Genomic DNA, 15,962 nt, shown 5'->3' with positions numbered 1-15,962 from the left:
CCCATCTTCAGGCTTACCAGACACTTTGCAATGTGTCCCGGCAACGGCGGCATATATTACTGATTTAGCGGGGTAGCGCAACTCTTATTTCTGCTAAATGCTTCAGTTGCTTACCTTTCATACGGCAAGACCAGAAATCACACGATATCTGGCCTGAACCGTACAGATTACAGACTTGTCAGACGTTTTTGCGCCTGCTTAGCAGATTCGGTGTCTGGATAAAGTTTGATCACCTGCTGGAAGACCGCTTTAGCTTTCGCTATGTCTTTTTTCTCCTGCATGATGACGCCCACTTTCAACAACGCTTCTGCAGCTTTCGGCGACTTCGGATAGTTTTTCACTACCGTGGCGTAATAGTAAGCCGCGTCGTCCTTTTTGCCTTTGTTATAGTTCAGCTGTCCCAGCCAGTAATTGGCGTTCGGCTGATAGGTCGAATCCGGGTAACGTTTTACCCACGCCTGGAGCGCGCTGATCGCCTGATCATACTGTTTCTTCTCCAGAATCAGCGCCACAGCCGCATTGTAATCGCTGTTAGCGTCACCGGTCTGCGCAGGTGCGCTATCCGTTGATGCTGCCGCGCCTGCGGTTGCTGCTGCGCCGGTATCCGCTGCGGCATTACTGCCCGCTGCCTGCTGACCGCCGCTGGTGCTGGCACTGCTCAGGCTGTCAATCTGCTGGTAAAGCTGCTTCTGCCGCTCAACCACCTGATTCAACTGATACGTGTTTTGCTGGATTTGCCCACGCAGCGCGTCGATATCACGCTGGTTATCGCTCATCTGCTGCTGCAATTGCTGCATCAGCTGTGCCTGGGCATTAGAAATTCGTTCAAGAGTGGTGACACGGTCTTCGACCGAGCCGGAGCCAACGCTACTGATTGACGCTTGGGCATTAGCGGCCCAGGGGGCCGCTACGCCAATCAGTAACGACAGACTCAACAGGTGATGTCTGAAGTTACTAACCATGTGATTCTCTTAGTAGACCAGAACGGCACGACGGTTTTTAGAATACGCTGCTTCGTCATGACCCAGAACAGCTGGCTTCTCTTTACCGTAAGATACGATAGACATCTGATCAGCCGACACGCCTTTGCCCTGCAGGTACATTTTAACCGCGTTAGCACGACGTTCGCCCAGGGCGATGTTGTATTCCGGCGTACCGCGCTCATCCGCATGACCTTCGATGGTCACTTTGTATGACGGGTTGCTGCGCAGGAAGGTTGCATGCTGATCCAGCATCTGTGCGTAATCAGACTGAACGTCATACTTGTCCAGGCCGAAGTACACGATGTTGTTCTGCTGCAGCTGCTGCATCTGCAGACGAGCCTGCTCGTCAGAAGACATGTTGCCGCCGTTGCCGTTCATGCCAGAATTTGCACCGTAAGCGCCGCCATCAGCGCCCATGCCAGTCTGGTCATTGTTGTTGTTCTTGTGTGAGCTACAAGCCGCTACTGCCAGAACCGGCAGAGCCAGCATCAAACCCTTCAGCACTTTGTTCAGTTGCATTTCAAAATCCCATTATTGTTTATTGTTTGTGATGTCTGAACTGTCAGACATTACAGATACGGCGACCAGGCAGGAAATTTTACCTGTCCATCAGTTGCCGGAAGACGCGCTTTGAAACGGCCGTCGGTAGAAACCAACTGCAACACGGAACCCATACCCTGAGTAGAGCTGTAGATTACCATTGTGCCATTGGGTGCCAGGCTCGGCGTTTCATCCAGGAACGTGTCCGTTAACGTTTGAACGGCTCCCGTTTCCAGATCCTGTTTGGCGACGTGTTGAGCACCACCGTTGGTGCTAATCATCACCATTGACTTACCATCTGTTGCGACATCCGCATCCTGGTTCTGACCGCCTTCCCAGGTAATACGTTGTGGCGCGCCACCGTTAAGTCCGACTTTGTAGATTTGTGGAGCACCAGCCTGATCGGAGGTGTAAGCCAGCGTCTGGCTGTCCGGGAACCAGGTTGGTTCGGTGCTGTTATAGCGACCATCGGTAATCTGACGCGTCTGACCTGAGGCCAGATCCATCACATAGAGGTTCAGGCTGCCGGTTTTAGAGAGCGCGAACGCCAGTTTAGAGCCATCCGGCGAGAACGCTGGGGCACCGTTGTGACGTGGATAGGAGGCGATCTGACGGATAGCACCGTTCGACAGCGTCTGTACCACCAGCGCAGATTTGCCGCTTTCAAAGGTCACGTAAGCAACTTTGCTGCCATCCGGAGACCAGGCTGGCGACATCAGCGGCTGTGGTGAACGGTGCACGACAAACTGGTTGTAACCATCGTAGTCAGCAACGCGCAGCTCATACGGGAACTGGCCGCCGTTGGTCTGCACCACATAGGCGATACGGGTACGGAAAGCGCCCTTGATGCCGGTCAGCTTCAGGAACGTTTCGTCACTGGCCGTGTGAGCGGCATAACGCAGCCACTGCTTCGTCACTTTATAACTGTTTTGTGCCAGCACGGTACCGGGAGCACCGCCGGTGTCGACCAGCTGGTACGAAACCTGATAGCTGCCATCCGGGTTAGACGCGACCTGACCGACGACCACGGCATCAATGCCGAGTGCACTCCACGCGGCAGGCTGAACTTCCTGCGCGCTGGCAGGCTGCTGTGGCAGACGCGAGCGATCCAGTGGATTAAATTTGCCACTGTTGCGCAGGTCAGCTGCAACGATGCCGCCGATATCTTCCGGCGCTGCGCCAGCACCGGCCCATTTAAACGGCACCACGCCAATCGGGCGCGCAGTGTTGACACCCTGGGTGATCTCAATTCGAACTTCTGCATGCAGCATGGCTGCCCACAGCAGGATAAAAAAGCCTAACGTAACGCGAAGAGCTTGCTTCATTTTATCTCCCTTATCTGAACCTCAGTCCACGATAATTGGCACTGTTCCTGGAAACCACGAGTACAACTTAAGTACGGCACGCTAAACATAGATCAACTTGCCGCCCGTTACTGCATTATTGCGGTTTAAAACGCATTGGGGCGTTTTTAAACACTTCGTAGACCGCCTGCGAAGGCGGCTTCGGAATACGTGCCTGTTTTGCGGCAGCAATCGCGGCCTGACAGAGCGCGGGATCGCCACCCTCTGACTTAACATCAATCAACAAGCCATCAGGCGCAAGTTTAATCCGCAAATCACAGGTTTTTCCGCGATACAGATCCGCATCATAGAATCGGCTCTGAATCGCACTCACAACCTGACCCATGTAGGAGTTGATTTCCGCGCCTGATGCACCCGCTTTCTTCTGGTTTCCCTGCCCTGCTGCGCCGCCAGAGGTGCCGCTTTTCGGTGCATTTTTACCGGAAGCGAGTCCACCCAGCAAATCATCGACATCGCTGTCGTTGGCAGCATCGGCGGCGGCTTTGGCTTTAGCATCCGCTTTGGCCTTAGCGGCAGCATCGGCTTTGGCTTTCGCCGCGGCATCGGCTTTCGCTTTCGCGGCAGCTTCTGCCTTCTCTTTGGCGGCCTCTTTAGCCGCTTCCGCTTTCTCTTTTGCGGCTTCTGCGGCTTTCTCTTTCGCCGCCTCTGCGGCTTTTTCTTTGGCTTCAGCAGCTTTTTGTTTAGCCTCTTCAGCCGCTTTGGCTTTGGCATCCGCCGCCGCTTTCACTTTGGCTTCAGCTGCGGCTTTCGCATCTGCTTCAGATTTCGCCTTCGCTTCCGCAACGGCTTTCTCTTTTGCAGCAGCGGCAGCGGCGGCTTTCGCCTGCTGATCAGCCTGCTTCTTTGCTTCGGCTGCGGCCTGTTTCGCCTGCTCAGCCGCGGCTTTTGCCTGCGCATCTGCCTGAGCTTTTGCATCCGCTTTGGCTTTGGCAGCCGCCGCTTCCGCCGTTTTTTGCTGCTCCTGCGCCTGCTTAGCAGCGTCTTCGGCAGCCTTCTGCTGCTCAGCCTGCTGTTTTGCCTCTTCTTTCGCGGTTTCCTGCGCGGCTAAACGCTCTTTTTCCAGCGCTTTCAGACGCTGCTGTTCAGCAGCCTGTTTCTGTTGCAGCTCTTCAGCCTGCTGCTGCGCCTGCTTTTTACGCTGCTGCTCAGCCCGCTGGCTGTCACTTTGCTGGTTCTGCTGACGATTGTATTGACTCACGACGGCACCGGGATCGACCATCACTGCATCAATATCGCTGCCTCCGCCACCCGCACTGCTGGCGTCAATGTGCTCATTAAACGAGCTCCAAATCAGCAGCGCGATCAGCACGATATGCAGAATCACCGAAATGATTATCGCGCGCTTTAACTTCTCGTTTTGCTCGGTTGCCTTCGACACACTCGGTTCCCAAAAAACGGTTCGATTTTAAATCGGCTGCGTCATCAAACCGACAGATTTAACACCCGCCTGGTGCAGCAGGTTGAGCGCTTTAATAATTTCATCGTAAGGCACCTCTTTCGCGCCCCCGATCAAAAAGACCGTCTTAGGATTCGCTTCCAGTCGACGCTGCGCTTCGCTGATTACCTGCTCTGGTGGAAGTTGATCCATACGATCGTGATCCACGACCAGGCTGTACTGACCCACGCCCGCTACTTCGACAATCACCGGCGGATTATCATCGCTGGCAACGGTTTTCGAATCGGTCGCATCAGGCAGATCCACTTCCACGCTCTGGGTAATAATGGGCGCCGTTGCCATGAAGATCAGCAACAGCACCAACAGGACGTCCAGTAGCGGAACGATGTTGATTTCCGACTTCAGGTCGCGGCGTTTGCGACCACGTACTCTGGCCATCATTAACCTCTATTTACTTAGCGCTATCGCTGGAGAAAGCCTGGCGATGCAGAATGGCAGTGAACTCTTCCATGAAGTTGTCGTAGCCCTGCTCCAGTTTGTTCACGCGCTGGTTCAGACGGTTGTACGCCATCACCGCCGGAATCGCGGCAAACAGACCGATAGCGGTCGCAATCAACGCTTCAGCGATACCCGGTGCAACCATCTGCAGGGTTGCCTGCTTCACGGCACCCAGTGCGATAAAGGCGTGCATGATCCCCCAGACGGTGCCGAACAGTCCGATATAAGGGCTGATAGAACCGACGGTGCCGAGGAATGGAATGTGGTTTTCCAGCGCTTCCAGCTCACGGTTCATCGAGATGCGCATCGCACGGCTCGCACCATCAATGACCGCTTCCGGCGCATGGCTGTTGGCGCGATGCAGGCGGGCAAACTCTTTAAAGCCGGAATAGAAAATCTGCTCCGAACCGCCCAGTTCTTCCCGGCGCTCCTGGCTCTCCTGATAGAGACGCGAGAGTTCGATGCCGGACCAGAATTTGTCTTCAAACGCCTCCGCTTCTCTTCCCGCCGCATTCAGAATACGTGTGCGCTGAATAATGATGGCCCAGGAGGCAATAGAAAAGCCGATCAAAATCAACATGATAAGTTTGACCAGAAGGCTCGCCTTCAGGAACAAATCAAGAATGTTCATGTCAGTCACTGCTTGAACTCCGCGACAATAGACTTGGGAAGCGCAATCGGCTTCATTAGATGTGGGTTAATGCAGGCAATCAGGACTTCTGCCTCATTGAGCACTTTGCCTTCAGTATTCACGATACGCTGAGTGAACGTCATGGTAGCCCGTGTCATTGATGTGACCTCGCTCTGGATCTCCAGAAGGTCATCAAGACGCGCCGCCGCCAGATAGTCCACCGATATACGCCGTACCACAAAAGCGATCTGCTGTTCTAACAGCGTCTGCTGATTGAAATGGTGCTGTCGCAACATTTCAGTACGTGCTCGTTCATAAAAAGCGATATAGCTGGCGTGATAAACCACACCACCGGCATCAGTATCTTCGTAGTAGACCCGAACCGGCCAGCGAAACAGCGTTGTACTCACTCTACATCCCGGCCTCGTTTTAAACGTTGTTACTATACGCAAGAGAATTGGGGTTGGGAATGGCTCGTCAGAGCCAGGCGAAAATAATTATCGCTCCGTAACAAACGGAACGATTTCAGGGAGATTAATTGACCAGACGCTGACAAAAATTCACTGACAGCGCCGATGAGACGGGGTCTTAAAGATAAAAACGGTAAAGCGCAATAAATAGCACCAGCATGGCGGGTAACGGGGCAAACAGCGCCTGCCATCGGGTTTGCTGTGGCCGGAAGCCCACACCGTGGATCACCCCACTGCAGACCGCCCAGATCAGCACCAGCCCCTGCAGAGCCGGTAACTGGCCTGCCTGATTGGCAAAGCGTGTCGGATCCCACATCACGCCGCCTGCGGTCAGCAGCGCCAGCAGCAGTGAAAGGGCCCGTAACGGGCCCTTATCCATCAGATCATACAGCATCCGAATTAGCGTTCGCATCAGTGAGGCTCATCCTGCGCTTCAATGTGCTCAATCGCCAGCGCGGTCACGATACCAAAGGCACAGGCCAGCAACGTGCCGAGAATCCAGGCAAAATACCACATGCGACGTCTCCTTAATTAATAGAGTGAGTGACTGTTGCTTTCAATATGCTCTTTGGTGATACGACCAAACATCTTCCAGTAGCACCAGGTGGTGTAGGCCAGAATGATCGGCACAAAGATAGCGGCGGCAACGGTCATGGTTTGCAGCGTCAGCAGGCTGGACGTTGCGTCCCACATGGTCAGGCTCATACCCGGCACCGTGCTGGATGGCATGATGAACGGGAACATTGCAATGCCGGCTGTCATGATGACGCAGGCCAGCGTCAGTGAGGAGAACAGGAACGCCCAGGCGCCCTTCTCAACCCGCGAGCAGAGTATGGTCAGCAGCGGCAGCACAGCGCCCAGCAGCGGGAACAGCCACAGCACAGGGTGGTTCTGGAAGTTGACCATCCAGGCACCCGCTTCGCGCACTACGGTTTTGCCCAGTGGGTTAGAGGCGGCGAAGTGATCCATGGTGCTGGTCACCACGTAACCATCGATACCATATTTCACCCAGACGCCCGCCAGGATAAAGCAGACCATCATCACCAGGGCGGCAAGTTGTGCTGCGGTGCGTGAACGCAGATGCAGTTCGCCGGTAGTGCGCATCTGCAGATAGGTTGCACCCTGCGCCAGAATCATCGCCACACTGACCACACCCGCCAGCAGCCCAAACGGATTCAGCAGCTGGAAGAAGTTACCGGTATAGAACAGGCGCAGATACTCATCGGCATGGAACGGCACGCCCTGTAACAGGTTGCCAAACGCTACGCCAATCACCAGCGGCGGCACGAAGCTGCCAATAAAAATCCCCCAGTCCCAGGCACCGCGCCAGCGATTGTCTTCAATCTTCGAACGGTAATCGAAGCCAACCGGACGGAAGAACAGCGACGCGAGCACCAGAATCATCGCCACGTAGAAGCCAGAGAAGGCTGCCGCGTAGACCATCGGCCAGGCGGCAAACAGCGCGCCACCTGCGGTGATCAGCCAGACCTGGTTACCGTCCCAGTGTGGAGCGATACTGTTAATCATGATGCGACGTTCAGTATCATTCCGGCCCAGAATGCGCGTCAGCATCCCGACACCCATATCAAAACCATCTGCGACGGCAAAACCAATCAGCAGTACGCCAATCAACAGCCACCAGACAAAGCGCAGAACTTCATAATCAAACATGGTCGCTCTCCTTATCCCTGTACCGGCTGGGTGATTGCCGTAATCTGCTCATGATGATAACGCCCGGTTTTCAGGCTGCTCGGCCCAAGGCGGGCGAATTTGAACATCAGGTACATCTCAGCCACCAGGAACATTGTGTAGAGTCCGCAGATCAGGATCATGGAGAAAAGCAGATCGCCAACGGTCAGGGAGGAGTTGGCCACCGCAGTCGGCAGCACTTCACCGATAGCCCAGGGCTGACGGCCATACTCCGCCACAAACCAGCCTGATTCGATAGCGATCCACGGCAGCGGAATACCAAACAGCGCCGCTTTCAGTAACCAGCGATTTTTACCGATGCGGTTACGCAGTACGCTCCAGAACGCCAGCGCGATAATGCCCAGCAGCAGTACGCCACACAGCACCATGATGCGGAAGGCAAAATAGAGCGGAGCGACACGCGGGATAGAGTCCTGCGTCGCCTGTTTAATCTGCGCTTCGGTTGCATCAGCCACGTTGTCGGTATAACGCTTCAGCAGCAGACCGTAGCCGAGATCCTGTTTGTGACTGTTGAACGCGTCACGCACCGCCGGATCCTGGCTGCCACCGCGCAGCTCATTCAGCAGGGCATAGGCTTTCATGCCGTTGCGGATGCGCACTTCATGCTGTGCCATCAGATCTTTCAGGCCGGTTACCGGCGTATCGGTAGATCGGGTGGCGATCAGGCCCAGCAGCCAGGGGATCTGTACTGCGTATCGGTTCTCCTGAGTGGCCTGATCGGGCAGGCCAAACAGGGTAAACGACGCCGGTGCCGGCTGGGTTTCCCACTCCGCTTCGATAGCGGCCAGTTTGGTTTTCTGCACGTCACCCATTTCGTAACCTGACTCATCGCCAAGAACGATGACTGACAGCACCGCCGCCATGCCAAAGCTGGCTGCGATAGCGAACGAGCGTTTAGCAAAGGCGAAGTCACGACCTTTCAGCATGTACCAGGCGCTGATGCCCATAATAAACATTGCACCGGTGGTGTAACCGGCTGCCACGGTGTGAACGAATTTCACCTGCGCGACCGGGTTCAGCACCAGCTCTGAGAAGCTGACCATCTCCATGCGCATGGTTTCGAAGTTGAACTCAGAGGCGATCGGGTTCTGCATCCAGCCGTTAGCCACCAGAATCCACAGCGCCGACATGTTTGAGCCCAGCGCCACCAGCCAGGTGACGGCGAGGTGCTGCACTTTGCCCAGGCGATCCCAGCCAAAAAAGAACAGGCCAACAAAGGTGGATTCCAGGAAGAACGCCATCAGACCTTCGATGGCGAGCGGCGCGCCGAAGATATCGCCAACGTAGTGAGAGTAATATGACCAGTTAGTCCCGAACTGAAATTCCATGGTCAGGCCGGTGGCGACACCCAGCGCAAAGTTAATACCAAATAACTTGCCCCAGAACTTCGTCATATCTTTATAGATTTGTTTGCCGCTCAGGACATATACCGTTTCCATGATCGCCAGCAAAAACGCCATACCCAGCGTTAAAGGGACGAACAGAAAATGGTACATCGCCGTTAAGGCAAACTGTAACCGCGACAGCTCGACGATATCTAACATAAGGACTCCTTGCTCCTCGCTTTGTCTCCGTCACGCGCGCGATCAGATCGAACGCAATCAGAGTCAGCAACGACTGTTTATTGATTCCAGTTTTTTATTACACGCAGAACAGGTCTGTGAGCTGCCCGAACAGGCGAGTAGCGAATGAAGCAGCTCAGAAAATTGTCAATCAGCGCTTTCGTTAACGCGTGCTTTAACAGGAGGAAAGCGGGTGTTATCCCGGGTTGAGCAGACGTTTGAAAATTTGTGTAAAAGGCTGGATTGATGCAGCGCAATTTACGCCCTTAGCGTTGCGCTTTGCCAGAGATATAGTTGGATATAAGTCGCGATTAATTGATCTGGATTAACGCAATAAGTTTCCAGATAGGGTCAGGTAGGTTTCTTGTTAATGAGATGTCAGTAATGCAATAAAGCGCGAAGGAATAATTTACCTTTGACACTTTTCCTTAACGTGATGAGCCGCGGGCCGGTTATTTAACCGCGCACTCTTCACTTTAGCTTCCTGCGTTAGAGCTCTCATTTACAGGCATAAAAAAAGCCACCCGAAGGTGGCTTAGTCTCAGATGACGCTGACTTATTTAGCAGGTAATACGGCTTTAACTGCGTCACCGATATCCGCCAGGCTGCGGACGGTTTTCACGCCTGCCGCTTCCAGCGCAGCAAATTTCTCATCTGCTGTACCTTTACCACCGGCAATGATGGCGCCAGCATGGCCCATACGCTTGCCTTTCGGCGCGGTGACGCCAGCAATGTAGCCTACAACCGGCTTGGTCACGTGCTCTTTAATGAAGGCTGCAGCTTCTTCTTCTGCGCTACCGCCGATCTCACCGATCATCACGATAACTTCAGTCTGTGGATCATCCTGGAACATTTTCAGGATGTCGATGAAGTTAGAGCCTGGGATCGGGTCACCACCGATGCCAACGCAGGTTGACTGGCCGTAGCCGATATCCGTGGTCTGCTTAACCGCTTCATAGGTCAGGGTGCCTGAACGTGACACGATACCGACGCGGCCCGGCTGGTGAATGTGACCCGGCATAATGCCGATTTTACATTCGCCTGGGGTGATAACCCCTGGGCAGTTTGGACCGATCATCCGCACGCCTGCTTCATCCAGCTTCACTTTCACGGTCAGCATATCCAGGGTCGGGATGCCTTCGGTGATGGTGATGATCAGTTTGATGCCCGCGTCGATCGCTTCCAGGATGCCATCTTTACAGAAAGGAGCCGGAACGTAGATCACGGTGGCGGTCGCGCCTGTTGCTTCTACCGCTTCGCGTACGGTGTTGAACACCGGCAGGCCGAGATGGGTCGTGCCGCCTTTGCCTGGCGTCACGCCGCCAACCAGTTGGGTGCCGTATGCCAGCGCCTGCTCAGAATGGAAAGTCCCCTGGCCACCGGTGAAACCCTGGCAAATGACTTTGGTGTTTTTGTCGATCAGAATGGACATTATTTACCCTCCGCGGCAGCAACAACACGCTGTGCGGCGTCTGTCAGGCTGGTTGCTGCAATGATGTTCAGACCGCTGTCCGCCAGTTTCTGGGCGCCCAGCTCGGCGTTGTTACCTTCCAGACGTACCACAACTGGCACGTTCACACCCACTTCAGCGACTGCGCCGATGATGCCGTCGGCAATCAGGTCGCAGCGTACGATGCCGCCGAAGATGTTAACGAATACGGCTTTAACCGCATCGTCAGACAGGATGATTTTAAAGGCTTCGGTCACGCGCTCTTTGGTTGCGCCGCCGCCGACATCAAGGAAGTTGGCCGGTTGACCGCCGTGGTGTTTAACGATGTCCATGGTGCCCATCGCCAGACCTGCGCCGTTAACCATACAACCGATGTTGCCTTCCAGCGCAACATAGTTCAGTTCCCACTGTGTCGCATGGGCTTCACGCGGATCTTCCTGGCTTGGATCGCGCATTTCGCGCAGCTCTGGCTGACGGAACAGGGCATTGCCATCGGCACCCAGTTTGCCATCCAGGCAGATCAGGTCGCCCTGTTTGGTGATCACCAGCGGGTTGATCTCAACCATCGCCAGATCGCGCTCCAGGAACAGTGTCGCCAGGCCCATGAAGATCTTGGTGAACTGGCCAACCAGCTTGCCGGTCAGGCCAAGTTTGAACGCCAGCTCACGGCCCTGATAAGGCTGCGGGCCAGTCAGTGGATCCAGCGCCATTTTGTGGATCAGGTGCGGGGTCTCTTCCGCCACTTTTTCAATTTCCACGCCGCCTTCAGTTGAGGCCATGAAAATTACGCGACGTGTTGCGCGATCGACCACAGCGCCCAGATAGAGCTCCTGATCGATATCGGTCGCCGCTTCAACCAGAATCTGATTTACCGGCTGGCCGTTTGCGTCTGTCTGATAGGTAACCAGGCGTTTGCCCAGCCAGTTTTCAGCAAAAGCACGAATCTCTTCTTTGCTGTTAACCACTTTCACACCGCCCGCTTTACCGCGGCCACCGGCATGAACCTGACATTTAACTACCCACGGGCCTGCGCCAATTTTAGAGGCTGCTTCTTCCGCTTCACGTGGTGTAGTACAGGCGTAACCCGTTGGTGCCGGCATGCCATACCGTGCAAACAGTTGTTTCGCCTGGTATTCGTGTAAGTTCATGATGTTCTATCCATTCAGGTCTGAAAAGAGTAATGAGGTTGGGCGCGCGGCAAGGCGCGCCCGGTGAAAATCAGACATCCAGTAGCAGGCGCGCCGGATCTTCCAGCATCTCTTTCACTGCAACCAGATAACCAACTGATTCACGGCCATCGATCAGACGGTGGTCGTAGGAGAGCGCCAGATACATCATCGGCAGCACCACAACCTGACCATTGACCGCCATCGGGCGATCTTTGATGGCGTGCATGCCCAGGATGGCGCTCTGCGGTGGGTTTATGATCGGGGTGGACATCAGTGAACCAAAGACGCCGCCGTTGGTAATGGTAAAGTTACCGCCGGTCAGATCCTCAACTGTCAGCTTGCCGTCACGGCCTTTCACTGCCAGCTCTTTGATTTTCTTCTCGATGTCCGCCATGCTCAGCGCATCCACGTCACGCAGGACCGGTGTAACCAGACCACGTGGCGTAGAGACCGCAATGCTGACGTCGAAGTAGTTGTGGTAAACCACATCTTCACCATCGATAGAAGCATTCACTTCCGGATAGCGTTTCAGCGCTTCAACAACCGCTTTGATGTAGAAGGACATAAAGCCCAGACGTACACCGTGACGCTTCTCGAAGGCCTCACCATACTGCTTACGCAGATCCATGATGGGCTTCATGTTGATTTCGTTGAAGGTGGTCAGCATCGCGGTGCTGTTCTTCGCTTCCAGCAGACGCTCGGCAACACGCTTACGCAGACGGGTCATCGGCACGCGTTTTTCGCTGCGGTTAGCCACTGGCTGCTGTGCGGCGGCCGCATCAGCAGCTGGCGCAGCGGCTTTGGCAGCCTGCGGTTTGTTGGCCAGATGTTTTTCAACATCTTCACGGGTCAGACGACCACCAACACCGCTGCCTTTGATCTGTGAGGCATCAAGATTGTGCTCTGCAATCAGACGGCGGATAGCCGGGCTGAGCGCATCGTTGCTCTCTTCTTCCAGTGACGCAGTCTGACGCTGAGCCGGGGTAGACTCTTTGCTTTCAGACTTCGCGCTGCTCTCTTTACCGGCGCTGTTGCCCTCTTTCAGACGACCCAGGATCTGGCGGGAAGTGACGGTGGCGCCCTCTTCTTCCAGAACGGCTTCCAGGATACCGTCCGCCGAGGCTGGCACTTCCAGTACAACTTTGTCAGTTTCGATTTCGACCAGCACTTCATCGCGAGTGACTGCATCGCCTGGTTTTTTATGCCAGGTTGCCACAGAGGCATCGGCAACCGATTCAGGCAGGTCGGGAACGAGAATATCTACGCTACTCATTATCTTTCCTTTTAATTAATTAACGTTCAGCGCGTCATTAACCAGGTCTTGCTGCTGTTGTTGGTGTACGGACATGTAACCCACGGCCGGTGAGGCGGATGCCGGGCGGCCTGCATAACGTAAGGTGGCACCAAACGGCACAACTTCACGGAAATGATGCTGACTGCAATACCAGGCGCCCTGATTCAGTGGCTCTTCCTGACACCAGACAAAATCCTGCACGTGAGCATACGCTTTTAATGCTTCCTGTACCGCGTGATGCGGGAACGGATAGAGCTGCTCGATGCGCACGATAGCCACATCGGTCTGCTCATTTTTACGACGCTGCTCCAGCAGGTCGTAATAGACTTTACCGGAGCACAGCACGACGCGTTTCACGCCCTGCGGATCCAGATCATCGACTTCGCCAATCGCAGGCTGGAAGCTGCCGTTAGCCAGTTCATCCAGCGTGGAGATCGCCAGCGGATGACGCAGCAGTGATTTCGGCGACATCACAATCAGCGGACGGCGCATACCGCGCAGCGCCTGACGACGCAGCATATGGTAAACCTGCGCAGGGGTAGACGGCACGCAGACCTGCATGTTCTGCTCAGCGCAGAGTTGCAGATAACGCTCCAGGCGTGCAGAGGAGTGCTCTGGCCCCTGACCTTCATAACCGTGCGGCAGCAGCATCACCAGGCCACACATCCGGCCCCATTTCTGCTCACCGGAGCTGATGAACTGGTCGATAACAACCTGTGCGCCGTTGGCGAAGTCACCAAACTGCGCTTCCCAGATGGTCAGGATGCGCGGCTCTGCGGTGGCATAACCATATTCAAAGGCCAGTACCGCCTCTTCTGACAGCACGGAGTCCCACACTTTGAACTGACCCTGTCCGCTGTGCACGTGGTGCAGAGGGGTATAGGTTGAGCCGTTCGCCTGGTTATGGACTACCGCGTGACGATGGAAGAAGGTTCCGCGACCGGTATCTTCACCCGACAGACGCACCGGAATGCCTTCATCAACCAGCGTGGCGTATGCCAGGTTTTCCGCGCCGCCCCAGTCAAAGGCTTTCTCGCCTTCAGCCATCAGGCGACGGTCGTTGTAAATCTTGGCAACACGCGACTGCACTTCCACTTCTTCCGGCACCTGGCTGATACGCAGCGCCAGCTCCTTCAGACGTTTCATGTCGACCTGAGCCGGGTAAGGTTCATCCCACTCATGATTCAGGTAAGGTGACCAGGTAAAGGAGTGCAGGCTCATTGGACGCCATTCCGGCACCACACACTCACCCGCATCCAGCGCGTCACGGTAGAGATTGACCATTTCGGTCGCATCTTCCTGCGTGGCAATGGCCTCACCTTCCAGACGGTCGGCATAGATTTTACGCGGCGTCGGGTGTTTTTTGATTTTCTGGTACATCAGCGGCTGGGTCGCACTTGGCTCATCCGCCTCGTTGTGACCATGACGGCGATAGCAGACCAGATCGATAAACACATCACGCTTAAAGGTGTTGCGATAGTCGAGCGCCAGACGGGTCACAAACGCGACCGCTTCCGGATCGTCAGCATTGACGTGGAAAATCGGTGCCAGCACCATTTTGCCGATATCGGTGCAGTAAGGGGTCGAACGCGCATCTTTCGGGTTGGAGGTGGTAAAGCCAACCTGGTTGTTGATGACGATGCGAACGGTACCGCCCACTTCATAACCGCGCGCCTGTGACATGTTCAGAGTTTCCTGAACCACGCCCTGGCCAATCACGGCCGCATCACCATGAATGGTGATCGGTAAGACTTTATTGCTGGCTGGCTCATCCAGACGATCCAGACGGGCACGTACTGAACCCATGACTACCGGGCTGACGATCTCCAGGTGCGACGGGTTAAACGCCAGCGCCAGGTGAACCAGACCGCCTTCGGTTTCCACGTCAGACGAGAAGCCCATGTGGTACTTCACGTCACCGGTGCCCAGATGCTCTTTGTGCTTACCGGCGAACTCGTCGAACAGATCCTGTGGCTTTTTACCCAGCACGTTGATCAGCACGTTGAGACGACCACGGTGCGCCATACCCAGTACGACTTCACGGGTTCCGCTCTTACCGGCATGACGGATCATTTCGCGCAGCATCGGAACCAGTGCATCGCCGCCTTCCAGCGAGAAGCGTTTGGCACCCGGGAATTTCGCTCCGAGATATTTTTCCAGCCCTTCGGCCGCGGTCAGCTCTTTCAGGAAACCTTTTTTCTCTTCATTGCTGAAGGCTGCACGGCCCGCGACTGACTCAAGACGCTGCTGAATCCAGCGTTTCTCATCAGTGTTGTTGATGTGCATATATTCTGCACCGATCGAGCCGCAATAAGTCTGAGTCAGCGCCTCGAACAGTTCGGCCAGCTTCATGGTCTCTTTGCCAATGGCAAAAGAGCCGACGTTAAAGCTTTCCTGAAAATCGGCCTCGGTCAGATCGTGAAAAGCGGGATCGAGATCGGCTACCCGGTCCTGTTTCCACAGACCAAGCGGGTCAAGATTGGCGTGCTGATGACCGCGGAAACGAAACGCGTTAATCAGCTGCAGCACTTTTACTTGCTTGGAGTTGGTTTCAGGATCGGAGACAGATGAGGTGTAACGAGATGCGTCTTTCGCCAGGCGACGGAAGTACTCACGTGTGGTGGAGTGAAACTGCTCAGGTTTCATTCCGGTGCCCGGTAACTGCTGGAACATCGAGCGCCACACTGCATCGACAGAGTCAGGATCGGTCAGGAAATCCTCATAGAGCTGCTCTATGTAAGACTGATTCGCGCCGGCCAGCCAGGAAGAGTCCAGCCAGGGCTTCATCGCGCTGTTCTGCATTGTGATCCCTTAAGCATTGCTATGCTTTTTTGAGGTTTCATTTGTTGCCGCTTTCGCGGTTTGCCGTAGTGAGTTCAGCGATACGAGCACTTT

General features: G+C 55.0%; 15 protein-coding genes. All 15 read right to left on the bottom strand.

Annotation, left to right across the window (positions count from 1 at the left end):
* Window positions 1-167: 167 nt before the first annotated feature.
* A complete protein-coding gene (cpoB, locus tag NR201_RS04285; RefSeq protein ID WP_256849394.1) occupies window positions 168-962 on the bottom strand; it encodes a cell division protein CpoB in 795 nt (264 codons plus the stop codon).
* 9 nt (window positions 963-971) lie between these two features.
* On the bottom strand, window positions 972-1,502 hold the full coding sequence (pal, locus tag NR201_RS04280; protein ID WP_010260771.1) for a peptidoglycan-associated lipoprotein Pal: 531 nt from the start codon (window positions 1,500-1,502) through the stop codon (window positions 972-974).
* Between the two features lie 50 nt (window positions 1,503-1,552).
* Complete coding sequence (tolB, locus tag NR201_RS04275; protein WP_010260769.1) at window positions 1,553-2,848, bottom strand: Tol-Pal system beta propeller repeat protein TolB; 1,296 nt, start codon at window positions 2,846-2,848, stop codon at window positions 1,553-1,555.
* Window positions 2,849-2,963: 115 nt separating this feature from the next.
* On the bottom strand, window positions 2,964-4,265 hold the full coding sequence (gene tolA / locus NR201_RS04270) for a cell envelope integrity protein TolA (RefSeq protein ID WP_022626037.1): 1,302 nt from the start codon (window positions 4,263-4,265) through the stop codon (window positions 2,964-2,966).
* A 27-nt stretch (window positions 4,266-4,292) separates the two neighbouring features.
* Window positions 4,293-4,721: a colicin uptake protein TolR gene (tolR, locus tag NR201_RS04265; RefSeq protein ID WP_010260764.1), complete on the bottom strand. Its 429-nt coding sequence runs from the start codon at window positions 4,719-4,721 to the stop codon at window positions 4,293-4,295.
* A 13-nt stretch (window positions 4,722-4,734) separates the two neighbouring features.
* On the bottom strand, window positions 4,735-5,421 hold the full coding sequence (gene tolQ, locus NR201_RS04260) for a Tol-Pal system protein TolQ (RefSeq protein ID WP_010260762.1): 687 nt from the start codon (window positions 5,419-5,421) through the stop codon (window positions 4,735-4,737).
* Window positions 5,418-5,822, bottom strand: coding sequence for a tol-pal system-associated acyl-CoA thioesterase (gene ybgC / locus NR201_RS04255; protein WP_010260759.1), 405 nt, complete (start codon window positions 5,820-5,822; stop codon window positions 5,418-5,420). The genes tolQ and ybgC overlap by 4 nt, the downstream gene beginning before the upstream one ends.
* A gap of 178 nt (window positions 5,823-6,000) precedes the next feature.
* Window positions 6,001-6,294 (bottom strand): cyd operon protein YbgE, encoded by a 294-nt coding sequence (gene ybgE, locus NR201_RS04250; protein ID WP_061704228.1) that lies wholly within the window; start codon window positions 6,292-6,294, stop codon window positions 6,001-6,003.
* Complete coding sequence (gene cydX, locus NR201_RS04245) at window positions 6,294-6,398, bottom strand: cytochrome bd-I oxidase subunit CydX (protein ID WP_010260755.1); 105 nt, start codon at window positions 6,396-6,398, stop codon at window positions 6,294-6,296. Before cydX ends, ybgE begins: the two co-directional genes overlap by 1 nt.
* Window positions 6,399-6,413: 15 nt before the next feature.
* Entirely contained in the window at window positions 6,414-7,553 is a 1,140-nt protein-coding gene (gene cydB / locus NR201_RS04240) for a cytochrome d ubiquinol oxidase subunit II (protein ID WP_022626041.1), read from the bottom strand.
* Between the two features lie 11 nt (window positions 7,554-7,564).
* Complete coding sequence (gene cydA, locus NR201_RS04235; RefSeq protein ID WP_010260749.1) at window positions 7,565-9,136, bottom strand: cytochrome ubiquinol oxidase subunit I; 1,572 nt, start codon at window positions 9,134-9,136, stop codon at window positions 7,565-7,567.
* A gap of 574 nt (window positions 9,137-9,710) precedes the next feature.
* Window positions 9,711-10,586: a succinate--CoA ligase subunit alpha gene (gene sucD, locus NR201_RS04230; RefSeq protein WP_010260744.1), complete on the bottom strand. Its 876-nt coding sequence runs from the start codon at window positions 10,584-10,586 to the stop codon at window positions 9,711-9,713.
* Window positions 10,586-11,752 carry an ADP-forming succinate--CoA ligase subunit beta gene (gene sucC, locus NR201_RS04225; RefSeq protein ID WP_003853151.1) on the bottom strand — a complete coding sequence of 389 codons (1,167 nt, stop codon included), beginning with the start codon at window positions 11,750-11,752 and terminating at the stop codon, window positions 10,586-10,588. Before sucC ends, sucD begins: the two co-directional genes overlap by 1 nt.
* Window positions 11,753-11,822: 70 nt before the next feature.
* Window positions 11,823-13,046: a 2-oxoglutarate dehydrogenase complex dihydrolipoyllysine-residue succinyltransferase gene (gene odhB, locus NR201_RS04220; RefSeq protein WP_010260740.1), complete on the bottom strand. Its 1,224-nt coding sequence runs from the start codon at window positions 13,044-13,046 to the stop codon at window positions 11,823-11,825.
* 15 nt (window positions 13,047-13,061) lie between these two features.
* On the bottom strand, window positions 13,062-15,869 hold the full coding sequence (gene sucA / locus NR201_RS04215) for a 2-oxoglutarate dehydrogenase E1 component (RefSeq protein WP_010260738.1): 2,808 nt from the start codon (window positions 15,867-15,869) through the stop codon (window positions 13,062-13,064).
* Window positions 15,870-15,962: the final 93 nt, after the last annotated feature.

The organism is Pantoea sp. Fr-CA_6, assembly GCF_024520895.1.
Classification (GTDB): Bacteria; Pseudomonadota; Gammaproteobacteria; order Enterobacterales; family Enterobacteriaceae; genus Pantoea; species Pantoea agglomerans.
Note: the sequence above shows the minus strand (reverse complement) of the source record. Positions and strands in the feature narration are given on the sequence as shown.

Excerpts from the sequence above, each read along its gene's own strand:
- cpoB (WP_256849394.1), bottom strand. The coding sequence starts at position 962 with ATGGTTAGTAACTTCAGACATCACCTGTTGAGTCTGTCGTTACTGATT.
- pal (WP_010260771.1), bottom strand. The coding sequence starts at position 1,502 with ATGCAACTGAACAAAGTGCTGAAGGGTTTGATGCTGGCTCTGCCGGTT.
- tolB (WP_010260769.1), bottom strand. The coding sequence starts at position 2,848 with ATGAAGCAAGCTCTTCGCGTTACGTTAGGCTTTTTTATCCTGCTGTGG.
- tolR (WP_010260764.1), bottom strand. The coding sequence starts at position 4,721 with ATGGCCAGAGTACGTGGTCGCAAACGCCGCGACCTGAAGTCGGAAATC.
- ybgE (WP_061704228.1), bottom strand. The coding sequence starts at position 6,294 with ATGCGAACGCTAATTCGGATGCTGTATGATCTGATGGATAAGGGCCCG.
- cydX (WP_010260755.1), bottom strand. The coding sequence starts at position 6,398 with ATGTGGTATTTTGCCTGGATTCTCGGCACGTTGCTGGCCTGTGCCTTT.
- cydB (WP_022626041.1), bottom strand. The coding sequence starts at position 7,553 with ATGTTTGATTATGAAGTTCTGCGCTTTGTCTGGTGGCTGTTGATTGGC.
- cydA (WP_010260749.1), bottom strand. The coding sequence starts at position 9,136 with ATGTTAGATATCGTCGAGCTGTCGCGGTTACAGTTTGCCTTAACGGCG.
- sucD (WP_010260744.1), bottom strand. The coding sequence starts at position 10,586 with ATGTCCATTCTGATCGACAAAAACACCAAAGTCATTTGCCAGGGTTTC.
- sucC (WP_003853151.1), bottom strand. The coding sequence starts at position 11,752 with ATGAACTTACACGAATACCAGGCGAAACAACTGTTTGCACGGTATGGC.
- odhB (WP_010260740.1), bottom strand. The coding sequence starts at position 13,046 with ATGAGTAGCGTAGATATTCTCGTTCCCGACCTGCCTGAATCGGTTGCC.
- sucA (WP_010260738.1), bottom strand. The coding sequence starts at position 15,869 with ATGCAGAACAGCGCGATGAAGCCCTGGCTGGACTCTTCCTGGCTGGCC.